The organism is Aliidiomarina iranensis, assembly GCF_003987135.1.
GTDB classification, from domain to species: domain Bacteria; phylum Pseudomonadota; class Gammaproteobacteria; order Enterobacterales; family Alteromonadaceae; genus Aliidiomarina; species Aliidiomarina iranensis.
In genome coordinates this window covers 174,479-194,649 of record NZ_PIPJ01000004.1, presented here as the reverse complement: position 1 = coordinate 194,649, position 20,171 = coordinate 174,479, and the positions used below count along the sequence as shown (strand labels likewise).

The 20,171-nt window shown below is 48.5% G+C and carries 18 protein-coding genes; 15 read left to right on the top strand and 3 right to left on the bottom strand.

The window, feature by feature from the left end:
• The first annotated feature begins 113 nt into the window (after positions 1–113).
• The 5 genes from priA (at position 114) to hslU (ending at position 6,731) form a co-directional block, all read left to right on the top strand.
• A complete protein-coding gene (gene priA, locus CWE08_RS07635) occupies positions 114–2,333 on the top strand; it encodes a primosomal protein N' (RefSeq protein ID WP_126767254.1) in 2,220 nt (739 codons plus the stop codon).
• Between the two features lie 93 nt (positions 2,334–2,426).
• Positions 2,427–4,175 (top strand): arginine--tRNA ligase, encoded by a 1,749-nt coding sequence (gene argS / locus CWE08_RS07630; RefSeq protein ID WP_126767252.1) that lies wholly within the window; start codon positions 2,427–2,429, stop codon positions 4,173–4,175.
• Positions 4,176–4,178: 3 nt separating this feature from the next.
• On the top strand, positions 4,179–4,766 hold the full coding sequence (locus CWE08_RS07625; protein WP_126767251.1) for an SPOR domain-containing protein: 588 nt from the start codon (positions 4,179–4,181) through the stop codon (positions 4,764–4,766).
• 81 nt (positions 4,767–4,847) lie between these two features.
• The gene (gene hslV / locus CWE08_RS07620) at positions 4,848–5,387 is read left to right on the top strand and encodes an ATP-dependent protease subunit HslV (protein ID WP_126767249.1); all 540 of its coding nucleotides are present in this window, start codon (positions 4,848–4,850) and stop codon (positions 5,385–5,387) included.
• 3 nt (positions 5,388–5,390) lie between these two features.
• On the top strand, positions 5,391–6,731 hold the full coding sequence (gene hslU, locus CWE08_RS07615; protein ID WP_126767248.1) for an HslU--HslV peptidase ATPase subunit: 1,341 nt from the start codon (positions 5,391–5,393) through the stop codon (positions 6,729–6,731).
• Positions 6,732–6,772: 41 nt separating this feature from the next.
• Here the strand turns inward: hslU and CWE08_RS07610 are convergent, their stop codons facing one another.
• On the bottom strand, positions 6,773–8,665 hold the full coding sequence (locus tag CWE08_RS07610) for a GGDEF domain-containing protein (protein WP_126767246.1): 1,893 nt from the start codon (positions 8,663–8,665) through the stop codon (positions 6,773–6,775).
• 320 nt (positions 8,666–8,985) lie between these two features.
• Between CWE08_RS07610 and rraA the strand changes: the two genes are divergently transcribed.
• Positions 8,986–9,471 carry a ribonuclease E activity regulator RraA gene (gene rraA, locus CWE08_RS07605; RefSeq protein WP_126767245.1) on the top strand — a complete coding sequence of 162 codons (486 nt, stop codon included), beginning with the start codon at positions 8,986–8,988 and terminating at the stop codon, positions 9,469–9,471.
• Positions 9,472–9,479: 8 nt separating this feature from the next.
• A complete protein-coding gene (locus CWE08_RS07600) occupies positions 9,480–10,496 on the top strand; it encodes a formimidoylglutamase (RefSeq protein WP_126767243.1) in 1,017 nt (338 codons plus the stop codon).
• A gap of 42 nt (positions 10,497–10,538) precedes the next feature.
• Here CWE08_RS07600 and hutI read toward each other — a convergent pair whose 3' ends face one another.
• Positions 10,539–11,771 (bottom strand): imidazolonepropionase, encoded by a 1,233-nt coding sequence (gene hutI, locus CWE08_RS07595; RefSeq protein WP_126767242.1) that lies wholly within the window; start codon positions 11,769–11,771, stop codon positions 10,539–10,541.
• A 132-nt stretch (positions 11,772–11,903) separates the two neighbouring features.
• On the opposite strand from hutI, the gene hutC reads away from it, so the two are divergent.
• Genes hutC through hutH form a run of 3 tightly spaced genes read left to right on the top strand, consistent with a single transcriptional unit; the run spans position 11,904 to position 15,916 of the window.
• Positions 11,904–12,611 (top strand): histidine utilization repressor, encoded by a 708-nt coding sequence (hutC, locus tag CWE08_RS07590; protein WP_420837080.1) that lies wholly within the window; start codon positions 11,904–11,906, stop codon positions 12,609–12,611.
• A gap of 44 nt (positions 12,612–12,655) precedes the next feature.
• A complete protein-coding gene (gene hutU, locus CWE08_RS07585; RefSeq protein WP_126767238.1) occupies positions 12,656–14,329 on the top strand; it encodes a urocanate hydratase in 1,674 nt (557 codons plus the stop codon).
• A 60-nt stretch (positions 14,330–14,389) separates the two neighbouring features.
• On the top strand, positions 14,390–15,916 hold the full coding sequence (hutH, locus tag CWE08_RS07580; RefSeq protein ID WP_126767237.1) for a histidine ammonia-lyase: 1,527 nt from the start codon (positions 14,390–14,392) through the stop codon (positions 15,914–15,916).
• A 10-nt stretch (positions 15,917–15,926) separates the two neighbouring features.
• Here the strand turns inward: hutH and CWE08_RS07575 are convergent, their stop codons facing one another.
• Positions 15,927–16,859 (bottom strand): bifunctional GNAT family N-acetyltransferase/hotdog fold thioesterase, encoded by a 933-nt coding sequence (locus CWE08_RS07575; protein WP_126767235.1) that lies wholly within the window; start codon positions 16,857–16,859, stop codon positions 15,927–15,929.
• Between the two features lie 150 nt (positions 16,860–17,009).
• Here CWE08_RS07575 and CWE08_RS07570 point away from each other — a divergent pair, with 150 nt between their 5' ends.
• From CWE08_RS07570 to CWE08_RS07550, 5 genes are all read left to right on the top strand, one after another.
• The gene (locus tag CWE08_RS07570) at positions 17,010–17,945 is read left to right on the top strand and encodes a virulence factor BrkB family protein (RefSeq protein WP_126767234.1); all 936 of its coding nucleotides are present in this window, start codon (positions 17,010–17,012) and stop codon (positions 17,943–17,945) included.
• A 1-nt stretch (position 17,946) separates the two neighbouring features.
• Complete coding sequence (gene dtd / locus CWE08_RS07565; RefSeq protein ID WP_126767232.1) at positions 17,947–18,384, top strand: D-aminoacyl-tRNA deacylase; 438 nt, start codon at positions 17,947–17,949, stop codon at positions 18,382–18,384.
• A gap of 150 nt (positions 18,385–18,534) precedes the next feature.
• Complete coding sequence (locus CWE08_RS07560; protein WP_126767231.1) at positions 18,535–18,747, top strand: DUF2061 domain-containing protein; 213 nt, start codon at positions 18,535–18,537, stop codon at positions 18,745–18,747.
• 59 nt (positions 18,748–18,806) lie between these two features.
• Positions 18,807–19,610, top strand: a complete 804-nt coding sequence (locus tag CWE08_RS07555; RefSeq protein ID WP_126767229.1) for an SDR family NAD(P)-dependent oxidoreductase — start codon at positions 18,807–18,809, stop codon at positions 19,608–19,610.
• Between the two features lie 164 nt (positions 19,611–19,774).
• Complete coding sequence (locus CWE08_RS07550; protein ID WP_126767228.1) at positions 19,775–20,068, top strand: YqaE/Pmp3 family membrane protein; 294 nt, start codon at positions 19,775–19,777, stop codon at positions 20,066–20,068.
• The last annotated feature ends 103 nt before the right edge of the window (positions 20,069–20,171 follow it).

The window sequence follows — 20,171 nt, the reverse complement described above, 5'->3', positions numbered from 1 at the left end:
GCGTTGGTTAACGGCATTGCTGAGTGGCATTGGCGTGTTTCCTTAAAAAAGCGTGGTGGCGCTTCTGAAAAGTTTTGTTAGCATAGGGCTTCATTCAATTTGTGTGGAATTCTGTGCCTACCTTTATTCGTATTGCCTTACCCGTTCCCTTGCGGCGCAAGTATGATTATGCCCTTGCGCCCGAGCAGCCGCTGCCAGAGGTAGGTGGGCGCGTGCGCGTTCCTTTTGGCTCGCGGGAAATGGTGGGTTTTGTAACGGCGAATGATATTTCCCCAGCTATTGATGTAAACCAAGTGCGGGAGGTGATTGCGGTAAGCGATGCCCAAGCGCTATGGCCGCAACCACTGTGGCAGCTACTACTTTGGGCTGCGAGCTATTATCATCATCCACTTGGCGAAGTTTTAGTGCATGCCGCCCCAATTGCGATAAAGCAAGGGGAACCACCAAGTTATACCTTGGTACGCCGTTACCAATTAAGTAGCCAAGGGGAGGCTACGGAAGTAACCACGTTGCAGCGGGCTAAAAAGCAGCAGCAATTGTTTGCGGCGCTGAAACGAGGCGCAATGAGCGCCTCTTCGTTTCGAGAGCAAGGGCATAGCACTGCGGCGCTAAAAGCGTTACAAGACAAAGGTTTGGTAGAAGTTCACAATTGTGAACCGGCGTTTGCGCCATGGCATGGTGAAGCGCATACCCAGCTGCAAGAGCAGCCGCATGCTCTAAATCGCGAACAAGCGGTGGCTGTAGGTGCTATTTTAGGTATGGTGAATACTGGCAAAGCGAATGTTTGGCTTCTTGAAGGCGTTACCGGCAGTGGCAAAACGGAAGTGTATTTGCAGGTAATGGCGGAGGTGCTGGCGGCTGGGAAACAAGTGTTAGTGCTGGTGCCAGAAATTGGGCTCACGCCGCAAACGGTGGCGCGATTTCGCAATCGTTTTCAGGTTCCCGTGGTTGTTTTGCATTCCGGATTAAGCGATCAGGAACGCTTACAAGGTTGGTTGCAGGCTCGTGATGGCCACGCTGGCATTGTACTGGGTACCCGTTCGGCTATTTTTACCCCGATGCAAAACCTTGGGTTACTCATCTTGGATGAAGAGCATGATAGCTCGTTTAAACAGCAAGATGGCTTTCGCTATAACGCCCGTGATTTAGCCATTAAACGAGCCCATTTAGAGGGTTTTGGCGTTATTCTCGGTTCTGCCACGCCCTCGCTCGAAAGTTTGGCGAACGCTCGCAGTAATCGGTATGCACATCTTACTCTAGGTAAGCGTGCGGGTGCTGCACTGCCAGTGAAAAGTGGCCTCATTGATTTAAAATCACAACGTTTACACAATGGCCTTTCCGACCAACTATTAAGTGTGATGCAAAAGCACCTCGATGCCGGCAATCAAGTTTTGTTGTTTTTAAATCGCCGTGGGTTTGCCAGTGCGTTGCTGTGCCACGAATGCGGTTGGATAAGTGATTGCCATCGCTGCCAAGCCAACATGACAGTGCATCAGCAAACCAATACCTTGCAGTGCCACCATTGTGGTGCTCAGCGCCGCATTCCGCGGCAGTGTCAAAGTTGCGGGAGTACCCAGCTGATTACCCGAGGCCTTGGCACCGAGCAGCTAGAGCAGGCTATTCAAACGCGTTTCCCAAACTATCCAGCCATTCGAATCGATCGGGATAGCACCCGGCGTAAAGGCCAACTTGAAGATTATTTGGAAGCTGTTGCCCGAGGCGATTACCGCATACTCATTGGCACCCAAATGTTGGCAAAAGGGCATCACTTTCCCGATGTTACCTTAGTGTCTTTATTGGATGTGGATGGCGCGTTGTTCAGTGCTGATTTTCGCGCCGCTGAGCGCTTGGCGCAATTGTACGTACAGGTATCGGGGCGAGCGGGCCGGGCGAGTAAAAAAGGCAGTGTGCTGCTGCAAACGCATCATCCCGACCATCCGTTAATCCAAGAATTGATTCAAAATGGCTATAAAGATTTTGCCCAAAGTGCTTTACTTGAACGGGAGCAGGCAATGTTGCCGCCGTATGCCGCCATGGCCTTGTTTCGAGCAGAAGCGATGGACAAACTAGCCGCCGAGGCTCTTTTGCAGGTAATTAGTGATAAACTGCATGCTGCACTTGATAGTGAAATGCCAGAAGTAACGGTAATTGGGCCGATGCCCGCACCGCTAGCTCGCCGAGCCGGGCGTTTTCGCTATCAGTTATTGTTGCATGCAGCGGCTCGAGCGCCTCTGCACGGATTACTGCAACAGTGTTTGCCGGAGCTGGAAAACTTGGCGGAAGCGCGAAAAGCACGTTGGACCTTGGATATCGACCCACAAGAATTTATTTGATGGTTTTTTTTCCAAGCCTGAGCGATTAAACTATCGGGCTTGAATGCCCCTCCTATTTTGATTGAAAACGCGTTATTTAAGGTTGCGAGAACCATGAAACAGCAAATAGAAGAATTATTGCACGCTGCCGTTGCGGCACTGATCGCCGCAGAAACCATTCCGGCTGATGTTCAACCGCGCATCCAGCTTGATCGCCCGCGTGATAAATCTCATGGTGATTTTGCAACGAATTTAGCGCTTATGCTTGCCAAACCGGCGAAGCAAAATCCGCGTGCTTTAGCCGAGGCAATTATTGCTGCCATCCCGGTGAACGCGGTAATTGGTAAAACCGAAATTGCTGGCCCCGGCTTTATTAACTTCACCGTAAATCGTGCTCAACTCATTGCGCAACTCGAAGCTGCGTTTATTGATGAACGTTGCGGTGTTCCGGTGGCTGAAAATCCGCAAACGGTTGTAATCGATTACTCATCACCGAATTTAGCGAAAGAAATGCATGTGGGGCATTTGCGTTCAACCATTATTGGCGATGCTGTAGCGCGTACACTGAGTTTGCAGGGGCACAAGGTTATCCCGCAGAACCACGTGGGCGATTGGGGCACCCAATTTGGTATGTTGTTGGCGCACATGGAAGATAGCTTACAAGAGGCCAGCTCAGATACGTTAGCCTTGAGTGATTTGGAAACTTTCTACAAAGCTGCGAAAAAGCGTTTTGATGATGAAGCGGGCTTTGCCGATAGAGCGCGCTCATTAGTGGTGAAACTGCAATCGGGTGATGCCTATTGCAAATCGCTGTGGCAGAAATTCATTGATACCTCGCTCGCCCATTGCCAGGAAGTTTATGATCGTTTGGGTGTGCAGCTTACCCGCGCCGATGTGATGGCGGAATCAGCCTACAACGATGATTTGGCTAAAGTAGTTGTCGATCTTCGCGAGCAAGGCTTGTTAGAAGAAAACCAAGGCGCTCAATGCGTATTTTTGGAAGAATTCAAGGGCAAAGAAGATGAGCCGCTGCCGATTATTGTGCAGAAAAAAGATGGTGGCTATTTGTATGCCACAACCGATTTAGCTGCAGTTCGCTACCGAGTGGGCACGTTGCAGGCTGATCGCGTTATTTACGTGGTAGATGCCCGCCAATCGCTGCATTTTCAGCAAATATTCACGTTGTGTAAAAAAGCTGGATATGCGAACAACAGCACGAGTTTAGAGCATTTGGGTTTCGGCATGGTGCTCGGTAAAGATGGCCGCCCCTACAAGAGCCGTGATGGTGGTGTTACGAAGCTGGCTGATTTACTTGATGAATCCGAGCGCCGAGCGGCTGAGTTGATTGCGGCAAAAGGCACTGATTTTAACGCCGAAGAGCAAGCGAACGTGGCGCGAGTAGTAGGTATCGCTTCGGTAAAATATGCCGATCTTTCAAAGAACCGAACCAGTGATTACGTGTTCGATTGGGATACCATGCTTTCGTTTGAGGGTAATACTGCACCTTATTTGCTATACGCCTACACTCGAGTGAATAGCATTTTCCAAAAAGCAGGCTTGGCATTGCATGAAGTAAGCGGTGCCATTCAATTACCCACGGAACAAGATGAAACTTTGGCCGGTAAGCTGGCGCAGTTCCCTGAAATTATCGCGTCGGTGGGCAACAAAGGTATGCCGCATTTCTTGTGTGGTTACATGTTTGAGTTGGCGGGCGCGTTTTCCTCGTTTTACGAAGCATGCCCGATTTTGAATGCTGATGATGAAGCCGTGCAGCAAAGCCGGCTGAAGCTGGCAGCACTAACGGCGCGTATTCTAGCGCAAGGGCTTGAGTTATTGGGTATTGATACCTTGGAGCGCATGTAAACGATGGCGGTTGATTACGCAAAACGCGGTGCACCGAAAAAGAAGAAGCCAGCAGCGAAAGCTAAACCGGCGGCTCGGGGCGCTACGCGAAAATCGGCCAAAGCCAAGAATGGGCCAGGCGTACCAATTGGTGCGCTGCTGGTTACCTTAGTAGTTATTGCGCTATTTGTTGCCTTTTTATGGTTTTTAAAATCAGGTGAAGCGCCTGACCCTGGGGTAACAGAACAAGGGCCTGCAGCTGCCACTGAAGAGCTTGAACCCTTGCCAGAAATTCCAGCCGAACGTTGGCAATATATTGAAGAGCTGGAAAGCCAACAGATTCAGGTAGAAGTACCTGAACAAGCGGAATCACGCCGCCGCCTAATGCAATGCGCTTCGTTCCGGAGCCATGAAGAGGCAGACAACTTAAAAGCGCGCATTGCCATGGCGGGATTCGAATCACAAATTCGTGAAACAACCGGCAGTAATGGCCGTTGGTTCCGCGTTATCCTTGGCCCGTTTGATAATCTGCGTGATGCCCAACGTACCAACAACCAACTGCAGCGCACTGGCATTTACGGCTGCCAAATTTGGCTTTGGAACCTTGATTAAGCGTTAAAGCCGAAGCACACCTCTTGAATTCCCAAGGCCTTGCCCCTATCTACTGTGTATAACCGATAAAGAGGAACACAGATGACTACAATCGTTTCTGTTCGCCGTGGCGATAAAGTAGCTATTGGCGGCGATGGGCAAGTATCGTTGGGCAATACAGTAATGAAGGGCAACGCTAAAAAAGTGCGTCGCTTATACCATGGCAAGGTGATTGCCGGTTTTGCGGGTGGTACTGCAGATGCCTTCACACTTTTCGAGCGTTTCGAAGCCAAGTTAGAACAGCACCAAGGCAACTTAACCAAGGCGGCGGTGGAACTTGCAAAAGATTGGCGAACCGATCGCATGCTACGCAAGTTAGAGGCGCTATTGGCCGTTGCTGATAAAACCACTTCACTTATTATTACCGGGAATGGTGATGTTGTGCAGCCTGAGCATGATCTCATTGCTATTGGTTCTGGTGGGCCGTTTGCCCAGTCAGCCGCTCGCGCCTTGCTCGAAAACACCGAATTAGCCGCGCCTGATATCGTGGAAAAAGCGCTCACCATTGCTGGTGATATCTGCGTATATACCAATGGCCATCAAACAATAGAAGTGCTCGATGCCGAGCCTGCGAAGGAGTAAGTGATGTCGAACATGACCCCAAGAGAAATTGTTGATGAGCTGAATCGGCACATTATCGGCCAACAAGATGCGAAACGTGCGGTATCGGTAGCGCTGCGTAATCGTTGGCGGCGGATGCAATTAAATGATGAATTGCGCCAAGAAGTAACCCCAAAAAATATTCTGATGATTGGGCCAACGGGTGTAGGTAAAACTGAAATTGCCCGCAGGCTCGCTAAGCTGGCGAACGCACCCTTCATTAAAATCGAAGCCACTAAGTTTACCGAAGTGGGCTATGTGGGTAAGGAAGTAGATTCGATTATTCGTGATCTCACTGATACCGCAGTGAAACTCATGCGTGAACAAGAAATGGCGCGGCTGCGGCATCGGGCTGAAGATGCCGCCGAAGATCGCATTTTAGATACGTTGTTGCCGCGTGCAAAACGTACTTGGAACGATACTGAAAGCCCAAACAATGACGATGATCAGCAAGCTACCCGGCAAGCATTTCGCAAAAAGCTGCGAGAAGGCAAGCTAGATGATAAAGAAATCGAAATTGAAGTTTCGATGGCGCAGATGGGTGTAGAAATTATGGCGCCTCCGGGGATGGAGGAAATGACCTCGCAACTGCAAAGCATGTTCCAAAACATGGGCCAAGGCAAAACGAAAAAACGCAAAATGAAGATTAAAGATGCGTTTAAGCAGCTGATTGAAGAAGAAGCCGCGAAAATGATGAACCCAGAGGAAATCAAAGAGAAGGCGATTCAATCGGTAGAGCAAAACGGTATCGTGTTCCTTGATGAGGTGGATAAAATTTGTAAGCGCGGTGATAGCAGCGGGCCCGATGTTTCCCGCGAAGGCGTGCAGCGAGATTTACTGCCGCTTGTTGAAGGCACTACGGTAAATACCAAGCATGGCATGGTAAAAACCGATCATATATTGTTTATTGCATCGGGTGCGTTTCAGATGTCGAAGCCTTCTGATTTGATTCCTGAATTGCAAGGTCGTTTGCCGATTCGCGTGAACTTGCAGGCGCTCACCACAGAAGATTTTGTGCGAATTCTTACCGAACCAAATGCTTCGCTAACGGTGCAATACAAGGCGTTAATGGCTACTGAAGGGGTGAGTGTAGAGTTCAAAGAGGATGGTATTCGCCGCATAGCTGAAATTGCTTGGCAAGTGAATGAGAAAACCGAAAATATCGGTGCTCGGCGCTTGCACACAGTTCTGGAGCGGCTGATGGAAGAAGTATCTTTCAATGCATCAGATTTAGAAGGCTCTACCATTGCAGTAGACCGCGAGTATGTGAATAAATATTTAAACGACTTGGCAGAAGATGAAGATTTAAGCCGTTTCATACTCTAGTAGTTGGCAGCAAGTTTAATTCAGAATATCGGGCGGTGCGCTTATTGAGCGCAATTACCGCCCGCTTTTTTAGCTTCGTACAAGTGCTTATCAACAGCACGAATATTACCTTCCACACCTAAATCATAACGCAATAAATGAACACCAAAGCTAATACTCAGGTATTGATGCTTACTGTGTTCATGGCGGATCAATAAATCAAATACAGCTTTGCACATCGTTTCAGCTAATTCTTTTGCAGCAGGGTGGTTAGGCACCTCGGCAAGCACGGCAATTTCCTCGCCGCCATAGCGATACACTTTTACACCCTTAAAATTCTGCAAACAACGCGCAACCGCTTTCAGGGCTTCATCACCTGCCTGGTGGCCATAGTTATCATTGTAGGGCTTAAATTTATCTAAATCGCCGAAAAGCAAGGCTACTTCGGAATCTTCGGTTTTCAGCAGCGCTTTAGCGAGATCTTTATCGAAGGCGCGGCGGTTTCTTAGCCCAGTAAGGCCATCAAGATGAGCCATTTGATCAAGCGCCTCATTAGCCGCCGCTAACTGTGCCGTGCGCTCAGATACAATTCTTTCTAGGTTTTTCTGATTCTCAAGTATGCGCGAGGCCATGGCGCGGAAAGAGCGAACCAGTAACCCTACTTCACTGCGAACATTCCCGTGCATTAAGTTATTGGCAATAACTTCCGAGTATTTTTTATCGCCTACTAGCATTGCCATATCGGCCAACTGCCGTAGTGGCCGAGATACGTGGCGGCTAATAAGCCAATACACGATTAGCAAAATAAACAACAGCAAACCGAGCGTGGCTAAGGATATTTTTAATGGAGCGCGCAAAGCCTCGCGCTGAAGCCGGCTATAAGGGTAAAGGGTAATGTGCCACCAATTGAGCCCAGCAATTTTTTGCCCAATCAACAATTCACCGGGAATCGCATTTCGCAGTGTGAAGTGATCATCTTCTGCATTGATTCCATGCTGCTCTAAGTAACCATAAACTTCCCGATACAAGGGGTTAGTAAGATCTGCGAGTTCGATTGTGCCCCGCTGTTGGTATTCTTCTGCCAGTGTTTCCGCTGATGCAATGAGTTGCCCGTTAGCATTAAAAAGCATCCGCGTATCAATATCACTTTGGTAGGCAATGATTTCTTCGATAAGGGTGCTTAAAGCCATATCATGGCTGGCATTGATTAAGTGTTGGCCTTTGTAATCCACTGGGTGTTGATAGGTTATTGTCCAGTAATCTGCCGATAAATCATAATAGAGCCCTGTCCATGCAGCTTTGCGCTCCGGATTGTATGATTGCAAGGTGGATTGCACTACGGAAAAATCGGTCATAACCAGATCAGGTGCCGCAAGCAGGCCCCACGGGTGGGTATCCGAATAGTGAACTAACACATTCTCGGGCATAGAAATGTGGGTGTTAGTAACATCGTTGCGCCAAGCTGGCCCAAGTTCGTTAACCACATATTGCGCCATGGTAATCCGCGCTTTGAGTTCTGGCGTGAGAGGCTCGGAACGGGGCCCCACAAATACCGAAATATGCTCGAACCAAGAACCTTCCTTGGCAATCCCCTCATAAAACTCAGGGCGCAGGCGCTGCACCCCAGGCTCGGTTTCAATATACCATTCATCGAAGCGCTCTTGGAAACGTTCGCCTTCAGCAAACTCTTGATAGCGCGCTAAAAACCGTGTGGCAAGAATGGCTGCAGATTGTTCTGTTCGGCGTAAGCGCTCACTTTTCTCTGCCAAATGCTGGTTGTTATCTTGAATTAATTCAACAATCAGAGCTTCTTTAGCGGCGCTGTAAGAAACAATAAATCCAATGGTAGTAACACAAAGAACCGCTAATAAAGACCACACGCCAATGCGAACTAAAAGGTGCGTGGTGAGCCGACGGCTAAAACGTAAACGGCGATTTTTTGCAGGTTTTTTCATTTTGAGCCTATTTATACCATGCCGCTAGAATTAACGATGAAGAGAAATTTATTTGCACCCGAGTAACCTTGATCGGAAAAGGGCTTTGATCTATTCACCCGTGGTGCCCCGCGTGGGCATAATATATTTCTTACGTTTGTTATTGAAGTGTTGATTTAACGGTTTTTTTCACAATAAATCAACCTTCATAGAAGCCCAGCTCCGGCTGTTCAAAATAGCTTAGCATCTATGGCAAAGGATTCTTTCACCCTTGCAGTTAAAGGTTTATACTGTGCGCTACTTATACTCATGGCTTTTCTAATGCCGCAGGAGCGTTTCTCATGGAATACAATACCTCGGAACTTTGTGATTTATATGCTGATCAGATCGATGTGGTTGAACCAATGTTTGCAAACTATGGTGGCCGTTCGTCGTTTGGGGGGCAAGTGGTTACGGTTAAGTGCCACGAAGACAAAGGCCTGATCGAAACCGCTCTAGAACAGCCGGGTGCTGGCAAAGTGTTATTAATTGATGGTGGTGGCTCGTTGCGCCGCGCTTTGATTGATATTGCTATTGCAGAGTTAGCCTTGGAGAACGAATGGGAAGGTATCATTTGTTTTGGCTGCGTACGTGATGTTGATTTGCTTGAAGATCTTGATTTAGGCGTTCAGGCTATTGCATCTATACCGGTTGGTGCCGATGCAGCGGGTGTTGGTGAAACTGATATCGCGGTAAATTTTGGCGGCGTTACCTTCTTACCTGAAGATCATATCTACGCTGATAGCACTGGTATTATTCTTTCGCCAGAAGCTTTAGATATCGAGTAATTAACGCTATGCCAGCAACGCCTCAGCCTTGGTTGCCGGTTGATCCTTCTGCGTGGTTAAAACCACGCGTTGGTGAAACACGTATAGGCGAATCTATTCAAGCTTTAACACACTTAGATGCCTCAGCGTTGCCGTTGGGGCGCTTTGCTATTTTGGGTATCCCAGAATCTATCGGGCCTCGTGCTAATCTGGGCCAAGGCGGAGCCGAACTTGGCTTCTCAGCCTTTCTCCAACACTTCTTAAATTTGCAAGATTCAGGGCGGCTTGCGGTGCAGCAAATGGTGTTAGCTGGGCAAATCGATTGTGCCGATTTGCAACAACAAGCCCAGAAGCTCAATGCCAATGAAACCAAAGATTTAAAGCAACTACGCCAACTTTGCGGTGAGCTCGATAAACGCGTTGCCAAAGTAGCCGAAGTTCTTTTTCAGCAAGGCTATCAAGTAATTGCTATTGGTGGTGGGCACAATAACGCACTGCCGTTATTACAGGCTTTGGCTATTAGTACCGAACAATTTGTTGGGGCGGTGAACCTCGATCCACATGCTGATTTTCGGCCTCTTGAGGGCCGGCATAGCGGCAATGGCTTCAGTTACGCCTTCGATGCGGGCTATTTGCGGCACTATCACGTAGTTGGTTTGCACCCGGCGAAAAATTCCCAAGCAACCTTAGATCAATTGCAAAATGTGGGTGCTACCTACACATCAACCGTTACTATGCTGGGGGTAAAAATGCACCGCGTATTGCATTCGGTGCAGCAACAGGTGGCTGCATGGCGCACGCCTTTTGGCGTTGAACTCGATGTTGATGCAATTATGCAGGCGCCTGCGAGTGCATTTAATTACGCTGGCGTGAGTTTGAGCGATGCAATGATATACGTGCGGGAAATGGCAAAAATTCGCGGTTGCCGTTACCTTCATTTGGCCGAAGCGGCGCCGAGTTGCCACCCGTTAGGTGTTGATGCTGGCAGTAAGGCAGCTGGCCAAATACTTAGTGAGCTAGTACTTACATACACGGAAACCGTTTAAAATAAGCTATTATTTATCAGTTTTCAGTTTAAAACGCTTTAGTTAGTTATCAGTTACCAGCTTGCCTTCTACCCACAACTTCTCGAGTGGATTGATACCAAACTCATAACAGATTTGTTCTGGGCTGGATAAATTCCACAATACTAAATCGGCTCGCTGCCCGGGTGCCAGAGTGCCTTGGTTGTTATCACCTAATGCTTGCGCTGCGTTGCGGGTAACACCAAGCCACGCTTCTTCGGGCGTGAGCCGAAATAACGAACAGGCCATATGCATCATCAATGGTAATTGCATGATAGGTGAGGAACCTGGGTTCGCATCGGTAGCAATAGCCATCGGCACACCGGCATCACGGAGTGCCTGAACCGGTGGCAGTTTAGTTTCGCGAAGAAAGTAAAACGCACCGGGTAATAGCACGGCTACCGAACCGGATTCAGCGATGGCGGCTATGCCTTTTGCCGAGAGGTATTCGAGGTGATCAGCGGATAGGCCTTGGTATTCGGCCATAAGTGCAGAGCCATCTTGATCGCTGAGCTGTTCAGCATGAATCTTAACTGGCAGCCCGTGTTGTTTTGCGGCTTGAAATACGCGCTCAGTTTGCCCGCGGCTGAATCCAATATTCTCGCAAAATACATCAACCGCATCGGCTAAGTTTTCCGCCGCGGCTGCCGGAATAATTTGTTCACAAACCAAATTAATATAGGCCTCAGGATTTTGCTTAAATTCTGGGGGTAACGCATGAGCTGCGAGCAAGGTAGTGGTTACTTTCAAAGGCAGTTCATTGCCGATACGGCGAGCTACCCGTAATTGTTTAAGTTCATCGGCGAGGCTTAAACCATAACCCGATTTAATTTCGATATGCGCCACGCCTTGCTGCATAAGCGCTTGTGCTCTGGGTAAGCTTTGCGCGAATAAAGTTTCTTCACTGGCTTCCCGAGTAGCCGTTACGGTGGCCAGAATACCACCACCGGCCGCAGCAATTGCTTCATAGCTTTTACCGTGCAGGCGCTGGCGAAATTCGCTAGCGCGTGAACCGGCCCATACCAAGTGGGTGTGGCAATCCGTAAGTGCCGGTGTGAGTAGTTTTCCCTGGCCATGTATTGCGGGCAGCGCTTTATAACGTTTCGGCAGTGCGCTGTTTTCGCCTACCCAAGCTATGCTGCCATCCACCACTGCCAAACTCGCATTCGCGAGCAAGCCTAAATCTGGAGTATTCATTTGCGCGGCGGTTACCGAATGAAGAACCCAAGAATTATTTGCTGCTGAGTTATTTGGCATAGACGATTCCCTTAAATTACTTTTCAGGCCCACTACTTAGGCCCGCTCTTTTGGTAAAACCGGCAAAAGCATTTGATTTTAAATTACAGACGCTGGTAATGTATATACAACATTCAAAAAAGTCCAATTATCATGGCTAAATTTGCAACGATTAAAGAATATATTTACCAAAAAATTGAATCAGGCGAGTGGCCGGAATATCACCCGGTAAGCTCTGAGAATGTGCTTGCGGAAAAATTTTCAGTGAGCCGAATGACAGCGCGCAGAGCTCTGCAAGAGCTTTCGGAAGAAGGCTTAGTTACCCGCACTCGTGGTTCTGGCACCTTTGTTGCCCCACTGAAATCGCAATCAGCGCTGCTCACGATTCGAAACATAGCCGATGAAATTCGGTTACGGAATCACCGCCACCATGCTGTTGTGCAGGTGTTAGAGCGTGTACCCGCGCCGGCAGGTATTGCCACCGCTTTGCAAATGCAAGTGGGGAGCGAGGTATTGCACTCGGTAATCACCCACTTTGAGAACGGGCAGCCAGTGCAGGTAGAAGATCGTTATGTAAACCCTACCTTAGTGCCAGAGTATTTAGAGCAAGATTACACTCAATGCACGCCCCATGAATACTTATGCGAAGTAACCCCGCTTACCGAAGCAAGCCACTTGATTGAGGCGGTGCTGCCTTCCAAACAATTAATGATTTTGTTACAGCTCGATGCGGCCGAACCGTGTTTGCAAATTCAACGCCGCACTAGCGGCCGCGAGGGTGTGGTGAGCCAAGCCACACTCACTCACCCAGGGTCACGGTTTCGTTTGGGTGGACACATGACATTTAAAGTAGCACGGTAACTATCGATGCTCGTTGAACAAGCTGCAGAAAAAGGAAATGTATTATGAGCTTTACCCGAATTGATAAAAACCGAGTGATTCGCGCTGAGCGCGGCAGTGAAATAACGGCAAAGAGCTGGCAAACCGAAGCGGCCAAGCGCATGTTAATGAATAATTTAGATCCCGAGGTGGCCGAGCATCCGGCGGGCTTAGTGGTATATGGCGGTATTGGTCGCGCTGCGCGGAGTTGGGAGAGTTTCGATAAGATTGTAGAAGTGCTGAATCGATTAGAGGATAACGAAACACTACTGGTGCAAAGTGGTAAGCCAGTAGGCGTTTTTCCTACCCATGCGAATGCTCCGCGCGTGCTTATTGCCAACTCTAATTTGGTGCCGCAATGGGCAAATTGGGAGCATTTTCATGAGCTCGATAAACAGGGCTTGATGATGTATGGGCAAATGACGGCCGGTTCATGGATCTACATTGGCTCTCAAGGCATTGTGCAAGGCACCTATGAAACATTCGGTGCGGTGGCTCGGCAACATTTTTCTGGCGATGCGGCGGGGAAATGGGTGCTCACCGGTGGCCTTGGTGGTATGGGCGGTGCACAACCATTGGCTGCCACCATGGCTGGTTTCAGTATGTTGGCCTGTGATATCGATGAAAGCCGGATAGATTTCCGTTTACGCACACGCTACGTGGATGAAAAGGCCAGTGATTTAGATGATGCACTGGCTCGTTTGGAAACCGCTAAGCAAGAAGGGCGCGCTATTTCAGTGGGTTTGTTGGCAAATGCGGCCGATGTTTATGCAGAACTCGTGGCGCGCGGCGTAACGCCAGATGTGGTTACTGATCAAACCTCAGCTCACGACCCGCTCAACGGTTACTTGCCGCAAGGCTGGAGCATGGCACAAGCGGCAGCCGAGCGGGAATCGAATCCGAGCGCGGTAGTGAAGGCAGCGAAGCAATCGATGGCCGTGCAAGTTAAAGCCATGCTCACTATGCAAGAACGTGGCGCTGCGGTGCTGGATTACGGTAACAATATTCGGCAAATGGCAAAAGATGAAGGTGTGAGTAACGCGTTTGATTTTCCCGGCTTTGTGCCCGCGTATATCCGACCATTATTTTGCCAAGGTATCGGCCCGTTTCGCTGGGTAGCGCTTTCGGGTGACCCTGAAGATATCTACAAGACCGATCAGAAAGTAAAAGAGCTAATGCCTGACGATTCGCATTTGCATAATTGGCTTGATATGGCTCGCGAGCGTATCGAGTTTCAGGGCTTGCCCGCACGCATTTGTTGGGTGGGATTAAAAGATAGAGCGCGTTTAGGTTTAGCGTTTAACGAAATGGTTAAAAATGGTGAACTCAAAGCTCCTATTGTTATTGGCCGTGATCACCTTGATTCTGGTTCGGTAGCGAGCCCGAATCGAGAAACCGAGGCCATGTTAGATGGTTCCGATGCCGTATCGGATTGGCCGCTATTAAATGCGCTGTTAAACACAGCTGGCGGCGCCACATGGGTTTCATTGCATCATGGTGGTGGTGTGGGTATGGGTTACTCGCAGCATTCCGGCGTTGTTATTGTGGCCGATGGCACCGATGAAGCGGCAGAGCGCATTGGCCGAGTGTTATGGAATGACCCTGGAACTGGCGTAATGCGCCATGCCGATGCTGGCTACGATATCGCCAAGCAAGCGGCGTTAGAGAGCAACCTAGATTTACCCTCGCTAGCGCCTTAGCAGAGAAGCATTAGTACAGAAGCAATACACGTTGCTAGCAAACAATTAATGGAAAAGTGAATGAGCTATAAATTAGAAATACAGCCCGGGCAATTATCGTTAGCGGAACTTCGTAATATTGATCGCAACGCGGTAAACATTTCTCTCCCTGCCGAGGCTTACAAAGATGTTGAGCGTGCGGCAAAAACGGTAGCCGATGTGTTGGCTGAGGGCCGCGTTGTGTATGGTATCAATACTGGCTTTGGCCTGTTGGCGAGCACGCGTATCGCGCCAGAGCAACTGGCTGATTTACAGCGCCGTATTGTTCTTTCACACGCCGCTGGCGTGGGCAAGATGATGTCTGACCAAGTAGTGCGGTTAATGCTGGTGCTAAAGATAAACTCGCTTGCCCGCGGTTATTCCGGGGTTCGCCCAGAAGTGATTGATTTCTTAATCGCCTTGGTAAATAACCAAGCTTATCCTTGCGTGCCGGAAAAGGGCTCGGTAGGCGCGTGTGGCGATTTAGCGCCACTTGCGCACATGGTGTTGCCACTGCTGGGTGAAGGTGAATTACGTATTCATGGCGAGCGCATGCCTGCAAATGAAGGCTTAAAGCAACTAGGATTAGCCCCAATTGAATTGGCGCCAAAAGAGGGGTTAGCGCTCTTGAATGGTACGCAAGCTTCAACCGCTCTGGCTTTACATGGGTTGTTTGCCATTGAAGATGTATTCGCTGCCGCTACTTTAGCTGGCGCCATGACGGTAGAAGCGGCGTTGGGTTCGCGCACACCATTCGATGAGCGTATTCACATTGTTCGTGGCCAACCTGGGCAAGTTGCGGTTGCGGCGGAACTTCGGCGTATTTTAAGCACAAGTAGTGAAATTGGAGATTCCCACACCAATTGTGGCAAGGTGCAAGACCCTTATTCGCTTCGCTGCCAACCGCAAGTGATGGGCGCGGTATGGGATCAAATGGGCTATGCCAGCGCGGTGCTCGGCCGCGAAGCAAACGGTGTAACCGATAATCCGCTAGTTTTCCCTGATGACAACGATATTCTTTCGGGCGGTAACTTTCATGCAGAACCAGTAGCAATAGCGGCAGATTTATTAGCCATTGTGTGTTCTGAAATCGGCTCGTTATCAGAACGCCGTATTGCCTTGTTAGTGGATAAGCATTTGAGTAATTTACCGCCATTTTTGGTGGATAATGGCGGCGTGAATTCGGGCTTTATGCTGGCACAAGTTACGGCTGCGGCGCTAGCTTCAGAAAATAAAACGCTGGCGCACCCCGCCTCAATTGATAGCTTGCCAACCTCGGCGAACCAAGAAGATCACGTTTCTATGGCTACCTTTGCGGCGCGGCGATTGCAGGATATTTCTGAGAATGTGGCGAATATTATTGCTATCGAGTTGCTTGGAGCGGCACAGGGCATGGATTTCCGCCGGCCTTTACAATCATCACCGGTATTAGAAGCGGTGCATGCTGCGGTGCGTAATAAAGTTGGCTTCTACGATGAAGATCGTTATTTCGCGCCGGATATTGAAGCGATTTATTATTTAATTCGCGGTGGTGAATTAACCGAATTGGTTAGTTTACGAGTAAGTTAAGGATATGTAGTTAAGTGGCATCGCCTTCGCGCGGTGCCAACACTACGTATTCACCTTTAAACTCAGCGCCGGCTAAATCCCCATCGCGCACCATGACCGTGAGTGTAATGCGCGCATTTTCGCCTTGCTGTAGAGGGCTAAAATCGCCCTTCATTTCATTTAAATACGCCACTGCGCGCGGCTCTTTGATCACCGGCTTGCGATATTTAATGTTGCCTTCGGCTAAAACAATTGCGCCTGATAATTCGCGTTCGCGAAGCTGCAGCTGCAATAAACCCCAGCCGGTGAGCGTAGCAAGCGTATAAAGGCTGCCCGCGAACATAGTTCCATGTACATTGATGTTTCGAGAAAGGGGCGCGCGTAGTTCGATACTGCGGCCGGTGTATTGGTAAATACGGATGCCCATGGCCTTGCTCACCGGTATTTCCGAGTGCCATGTTTTTTGTAATTCGCCACACCATGTAGGGCGATATACGATGTGGTTCACCGGATCTAAGCGTTTTACCAATTGGTGCTCAGCCATTGGATTATCAACGGTATTGCCTTCTTCTTTGATTTCGTAACCGCACTTCAAATAAAAGCCAAGGGTAGTATCGCGGCTGCGAATAATTACGCGTTTAGCGCCTTGTTGGCGCGCGAGCAATTCGAGCGATTGAACTAACAAAACACCGTGGCCTTCGCCTTGGTGCCTCGGTGTAACCACCATAAAGCGAATTTGCGCTTCTTCGCTACTGTTAAAATGCAGCCGGCCAATTCCGATAATGTTGTTATCAGTATCAACCAACATGCGGTGCTCACCTACTTGATCGTATTCATCCTTTTCTGAGCCCAGCGGGCGGCGAAAAGGTTTACGCAACACTTGATAGCGCAGAGCATAGTAGGCATCCCACTCTTGCTCGCTGTTTGGTGTTTTTATTTGTAAGTTCGTAGCCCGTAAATTCATAATGCCCCAAAATCGAAAGCGGACATCGAGATTAAAGTAGCTTTATGACAGAAGCAAGCATGATCCATGAAGATGCACGTACGACTTGTCGGAATTCAAGTACCCTGCCACAATGAGAGCCGGTATCTTGATTGAATATAAGGCATTAACATGAGTAGCAATTCGCCATTTGATTGGCAGCAGGCACGTGAACGCGTGGCTAGCGCCCTGAGCTCGAGTTATGCGTTTTTAAAGCATTTTTTTAAGCGTTGCAGCGACGATCGTATCAACGTGATGGCAGGCCATCTTACCTATGTGAGCCTGCTTTCTTTAGTGCCTCTTGTTGCGGTTGTGTTCTCGATATTCTCCGCATTTCCCATGTTTGAATCCTTCAGAGAATCTATTGAATCGGTTATCTTGGCTAATTTGGTACCTACCAGTGGCGAGGCGATTCAGGAATATTTAAATAAATTCGTAGGCAACGCTAGCCAAATGACGGCGATAGGGGCGTTATTTTTGTTCGTGGTGGCCATCATGCTGATCTCAGCAATCGATCGTGCCATGAATACGATTTGGCGCGTGCATAATCGCCGGCGCACGATAATTAGCCTTGCTGTTTATTGGATGGTGCTCACCATGGGGCCATTGTTGGTAGGTACGGGGATAGGCTTTAGCTCTTATTTATTATCGATTACCGCTTTTGCGGATGATTATGTGGGTGGTTTGCGGGCTACATTACTTACACTCTTCCCATTCTTTACTACCACAGTGGCCTTTTTGTTACTCTATGCCATGGTGCCGAATAAAGTTGTTAAATTTCGCCATGCCATTTGGGGTGCGGCGATTAGTGCATTTTTGTTCGAAGTAGCGAAATACGGCTTCCGCGTTTATTTACAATACTTTCCTTCCTATGAATTGATTTATGGGGCGCTCGCTACGATTCCAATTCTGATTGTGTGGGTGTATTTATCGTGGAATATCATTTTATTTGGTGCCGAAATTACGGTGAGTATTGAAGAGTTTTTGGATGAGCCGAGCGATGAAGTGCCGCCGGATGAAACAAACAATGAGGTAGCCGCTAAATCTTCGGCTAGTAGCAAAGGTTAGTATGATAGCGTTAATTCAACGAGTGAGATCGGCTCAGGTGGATGTAAATGGTGCGGCTGTGGGGAAAATTGGCCAAGGCATTTTAGTATTTTTGGGGGTTGAAAAAGAAGATTCAACGGCCAGCGCAGAACAACTCGCAAGGCGCGTGGCGAGTTACCGAATATTTGCCGACACTAACGACAAAATGAACCTTGATGTGCGTGATATTAACGGTGAAATACTGGTTGTTTCGCAATTTACCCTAGCTGCTGATACGCGCAAAGGGCGGCGGCCGAGTTTTTCTTCCGCTGCCACTCCAGAGCAAGCGAATGCCTTATATGAACATTTTTGCGCATCGCTGCGTAGCCATAATATAGGAGTGGAAACCGGTGAGTTCGCGGCTGATATGCAAGTTAGTTTAGTAAACGATGGGCCAGTTACGTTTCATTTATCCGTATAATTGAGCTTATCGTTTATCCTCATCGAAATTTTCCACTAGCGGATTAAATGAGAACTGTTATCATTTAGGTATATTGATAAAGCCATGATCATTTAGCTCCGGCGCAACTTTTTGTTTCGCCAACGAAAGCTTGATGTGGGAGAACGAATCATGAAAAAAACATTCACCTTTGCCATAGTGCACTTTTTTGTAGCCTTTAGCGTAACTTGGATAATCACCGGTAGCTTTGTGCTCGGTGGGCTAGTGGCGCTGATTGAACCCTCAGTAAATACAGTGGCCTATTTTTTCCATGAAAAAGCATGGCAGAAATTTGGTTCCGAAAAGCCAAAGCCGGAGCAGAAACAAGCTACCTTATCTATTTAACTGATGCAGGTATCAGGCTGAGAAATTGAGCTCAGCGTGTTCCTGCAAGGAAGGTAGGAATGCAAATAATTGCTGTATTTGGTGCCAATGGCGGTTTAGGCCAAGCGCTCATTCAAGAATACTTTGAAAATAACCCAGAAGCTTGTGTGCTCGCCGTAGGCCGAGGCCAGTGCCCAGAACCCCTGCACAACAGCTTGCAAGCTGAAAATTTCAGCATTGTTGAACAAACTGAAGATAGTGAAATTGAAATCAATCCCGGCCGGTTAATCTGGTTCCGCAATTCGTTAAGTGAAGCATCGTTACAGGCGCTTTTCGCTACTTGGGCGAAGGCAGACATTCAGCTTTCCGGCGTGCTCTCTACTATAGGTTGGTTGCATCAAGAAAATGAACAACACGGGAATTGGCAGCCGGAACGGCGCATTGAATCGCTTAACGAAGCACAATTGCTCGAGTATTTCCGGGTGAATGCCATTCTTCCAGCCCTAATCTTACAACACGCGAAACCTCTATTACCAAAAAAAGAGCCGAGCTTTGTGATACAGCTTGGCGCTAAAGTTGGCAGTATCAGCGATAATCATCTCGGTGGTTGGTACGGCTATCGTTCTTCGAAAGCCGCGTTGAATATGCTCTACAAAACGGCTGCAATTGAATTCAAGCGCACGCACAAACAATTGTGTATTGGTGTGATTCACCCTGGCACCACAGACACCGAACTTTCTAAACCATTCCAAGAGCGGCTGCCTGCCGATAAATTGTATAGCGCTGCGGAATCGGCCGAGCGCATTTGGGCGGTTATTAATGGGCTTAGCGCAAAAGATACGGGTGGCTTTTGGTTCTGGGATGGCGAACCTCTTCTTTGGTGAGGCAAGTAATAATGCCTTGCGAACTCGTAACGATACTGCTGATACGCGCTCTACAGAGTGGCTGAGAATCAAATTCCGTAGGCTATAAACCTTGCCGAAGCGCGTGAGATAGGCGATGCTGTGTAAACGCAGAATAATAAAACGTTAAGAACGAGGATGAAGCAATGAATTATTTATTGGCGGTTGTGTTACCACCCGTTGCCGTATGGATTTCCGGTGCTCGCAAGCAAGTATGGTTGAGCCTAGCCCTATATTTAGTAGCGCTATATTTACTACGAATAGCTTCCGGCGGCGATATTCCCGGTGCCTATGCGGGTGCGCCCGTAATTTATGTTGCGGCGATTATTCACGCCTTTATATTTACTCATCGTCATTATCAAACCACCAGTGGGCAGATTCACCCTCACCGAGGCAGTGCTGCACAATCGCAAGAGGCCCCGCCGAAAAACAAAGAATAAAGCGTTTTTTGCCCGTAAAGTAACTGTAAATGCACCTGCTGTTTAGGCGCGAACTAGGTACTCTTTACAAATGTAAAGAAAGGTTCGAATGGAGGCCTTAACC